1 protein-coding gene and 1 pseudogene are annotated in these 3,192 nt (G+C 74.4%); both read right to left on the bottom strand.

Annotated elements, in window-relative coordinates; genetic code table 11:
• Positions 1-661, bottom strand: a pseudogene (locus ACFU99_RS13285) (hypothetical protein); the annotation flags it as partial.
• 140 nt (positions 662-801) lie between these two features.
• Positions 802-3,192 (bottom strand): hypothetical protein (locus tag ACFU99_RS13280; protein WP_384390217.1); only part of this gene is annotated, 2,391 nt, incomplete at its 5' end.

Genomic DNA, 3,192 nt, shown 5'->3' with positions numbered 1-3,192 from the left:
GGGCAACCCCCGCTGTGGGGCCCGGGTTGGGGTTGGGGGGGGGGGGGGGGGGGGTGTTGGGTGGGGCGGTATTCGGTGTGGGCGGGTGCGGGTTTCGTCTCGGACCCTCCGGATCCAAGGCGCCAGCAGCGGAGAGGGAGGGGGCGGGGGCGGCCTGGGCCCGACGCGTCCACTCCGCGTTCCAGCCGTCGCGCACGGCCTCACGCGCCATCGCCCGCTGCGACCGGCGGAACCCCCGGCGCAACTCGTCATCCGCGTCCCGCCGCAGGGCGACCGAACCCTCATGGCGCTCCGGCGCCGCCGGCCACAGAGCCCGACGCTCCGCCACAGCGCTCTCAAGCGACCACGGCGACGACACGCCGCCGCCGTCGTTCACATACCGCTCGTCGGGGTACTCGTCCTCGCCACGCGGAACCCAGACCTGCGACTCCCGGGGCCGGTGCACCTGCACGGGCTCACCGGGGCGGTAAGTGTGCCGGGAGGTCGGCTGCCCGGCCTCGTCCTCCAGCGGGTCATGCCGGCCGCCGGCGCCGTCGGGAACCGTCGCCTCGCCACGCTGCGCGGTGTGGATCTCCAGGCGTTCCTGGTCCGCCACGTCATGGAACCCCGGGTCAGGAGCGCATTCGAAGAGGGCGATCTCCCTGACGCCGTGCTCTGCCACGCGCCGGGCCATGTTCCTCACCAGAGCGCGCTGGTCGCCCAGCCGGCCTCCATGGCCGCTGATCGAGGCGTACACGTCCAGGAAGCCGTCATCCTGCCGCTCCTGCCCCGCCGCCAGGCGGTCGGCCCGACGCTGCGAGATCAGCCCGCGTGGCCTCCGGGCGTCCCCGGCGTGGCGCCGTGTGTACGCGGGGCGGGGCTCTCCGCCTCCGTCCGGGACGGCGTCGCCACAGGGTCATGGTCCCTGGGCGCCGGCCCGGCGTTCTCCCGCTCGGGAACGCCGTTCGGCGAGTGCCGCGGATCAGTCTCTTCCGGCAGCTCGCGGGGTGAACGCGGGATGAGGGCCTTGAAGGCGCCGTCGTCCAGCAGCAGGTGCACGGTAGGGCGGCCGGGGGCGGCGTCGGGGGCGGCGTCCGGGCGCCACGGCCGGTAGACCAGGTCGCCCTGACCCGGGATGACCACGCGCACGTTCACGGCGTGGCGGTTGGCGAAGAGCTGCGGGACGTAGTCGGACGCGGCGTTGTCGTAGCCGGCCTCGGCGAGCCCGCCGATCTCGGCATCGCCGCCGCGGAGCAGTTGCCGGGAGAGCAGTGCGGCCTTCTCGTCCGGTACGAGCGGCACCCGGTAGCCGCCGCGGCCGGGCGCGTGCCGCGCGTCGCCGCTCGCGCGGGGGGCGAGCCTGAGATCGCCGTGCAGGACGCCGTCCTGCGCGAACTCACGCTGGTGACGGTCGTCCAGCCGGCCCGTCAGCCCGGCGGCGTCCAGGTCCTCGGGGGTGAATGTGTCGCCGAGCTCCGGCCCGTACCAGGTCGCTGCCAGCTCCGGTTCCCGGAGGGCCTGATCGGACATCGTCCCACGCACCTGCGCGGCGATCTGTCGCGCGGTGCCGTCCGCGTACGGTCGTCCGTGCCAGTCGCCGGAGGCGTGCAGGGCGTCGAGCCCCGCGGCCAGGGCGAGCGGCAGGCCCTCCCCCTTCGTCAGGCCGGGGTTCTCCGTGTCGTGGGGGTCGTGGGGGTCGTGAACGTCGTAGCCGCGCCCGTCGCCCTCCTCGTAGTGGGTGGGCGCCTCGGTCTTCTCATCGCGGTGCAGGGCGCCCTGGGACGGGTTCTCCAGCTGGTGCGCGGCACGTCGCTGGGGATCGGTCAGCTCCGCGGCCGACCGGGTCGGGGGCATGACGGAGGGCTCCGGCAGCTGCTCGGCGACCCGCGTCGCGGCATCGCGCACCCGAGCCGGGCGCAGGTCGTGGGCGAGGCGGTTCGCGCGGTCCAGCAGCAGGCCCGCGTCGGCGGAGCCCCCGTCCGCCGGCCGGTTGTTCCGGGCCCGCTCGTGCGCCTGACGGCGGTCGGCGACCTCACCCGCGAGGACGCTCAGGTCGCCGCCGTCGAGCAGGTGCCGCACGGTGTCCCGGGCCATCCCGGCCGCGTCGTCGTCCTGGGGCGCGGGGTTGTCGGCCGTCTCCAGCAGCGCGTCGATACGCCGGTTGAACTCCCGGAGCGTCTCGCCCGCCGATGTGACGGTGTCCTCCAGCGCCTGCTGGAGGTAGGCGATCTGACCGCCTCGCAGAGCGGCCAGATCCACGTCGCCGGCCCGCTGGGCGGCGTCCCTCTCCTGCCGCCTGCCGGACAGTTTCTCCCGCAGGGCATCGGCCTTGAGCAGCTCCCGCAGCAACTGGTGCCGCGGCGGTACGCGTCCACCGGCCCAGGCGCCGCCGAACGACGCGGCGCTGACGGCCAGCTTCCGCAGGTCCGCGTCCAGATAGCGGGGCAGGGCGGGCTGGGCCTCGTCCGGGGTGGGCGTCAGCAGGCCGTCGCCGGTACCGGCGACCGGGTGCCGGACCGTCTTCGGCGAGGCCTCCGCCTCGTGCGGCTCGTACAGCTCGGGCTTGGGGGTGTCGCCGCGCTCGGCCGGGGTCCGCTGGTGCCAGGCGAGCAGGGACTGGGCGTTCTGCTTGGCTCGGGCGTACTGCTCGGACAGCTGCTGGTCCGCGTCCCGCTGCACGGCGTGCTCCACGAGGTCCTCGGACAGCCGCCCGACGGCCTGCTGGTAGCGCTCGGCGAGCTCGGACAGCCGGGTGGCCGCCGTCGCCCCGTCGCCGATCCCGTCCGCCTCGGTCAGCAGCGTGTACAGGTGCTCGTAGCCCCGCTCCAGCCGGATCTCGGTCTCCAGCTGCGCCTGCCGGTTGGCCTCGACCCTGCCGTTCAGCTCCCCGGCCCGGTCGAAGGCGGTGTCGACCTCGGTCGGGAAGTTGTCGTCGTCGATCAGCCCGTGCTCGCGTGCCACGTCCTTCCGCACCAGGCCGTACAGTTTCTCATCGGCGACGAAGGTGGACGCGAAGGTTTGCCCCGTCGGGAACGCCTTGCCGTCCGTCTCGTCGACGGGCTTCGAACGGCCCCGGAGGAGTCGGCGCAGGGCGCTGATGGCCAACGCCGACCGGCTCTTGACGACCGAGCCCTCCACCCGCTCTTCAAGGGACATCTCGAAGATCAGCATGCGGCCCTCCGGCACGCGGCGCACCTGGTTCGCCTGGTGCGC

This window comes from Streptomyces sp. NPDC057654, assembly GCF_042800135.1.
Taxonomy (GTDB): Bacteria; Actinomycetota; Actinomycetes; order Streptomycetales; family Streptomycetaceae; genus Streptomyces.
Note: the sequence above shows the minus strand (reverse complement) of the source record. Positions and strands in the feature narration are given on the sequence as shown.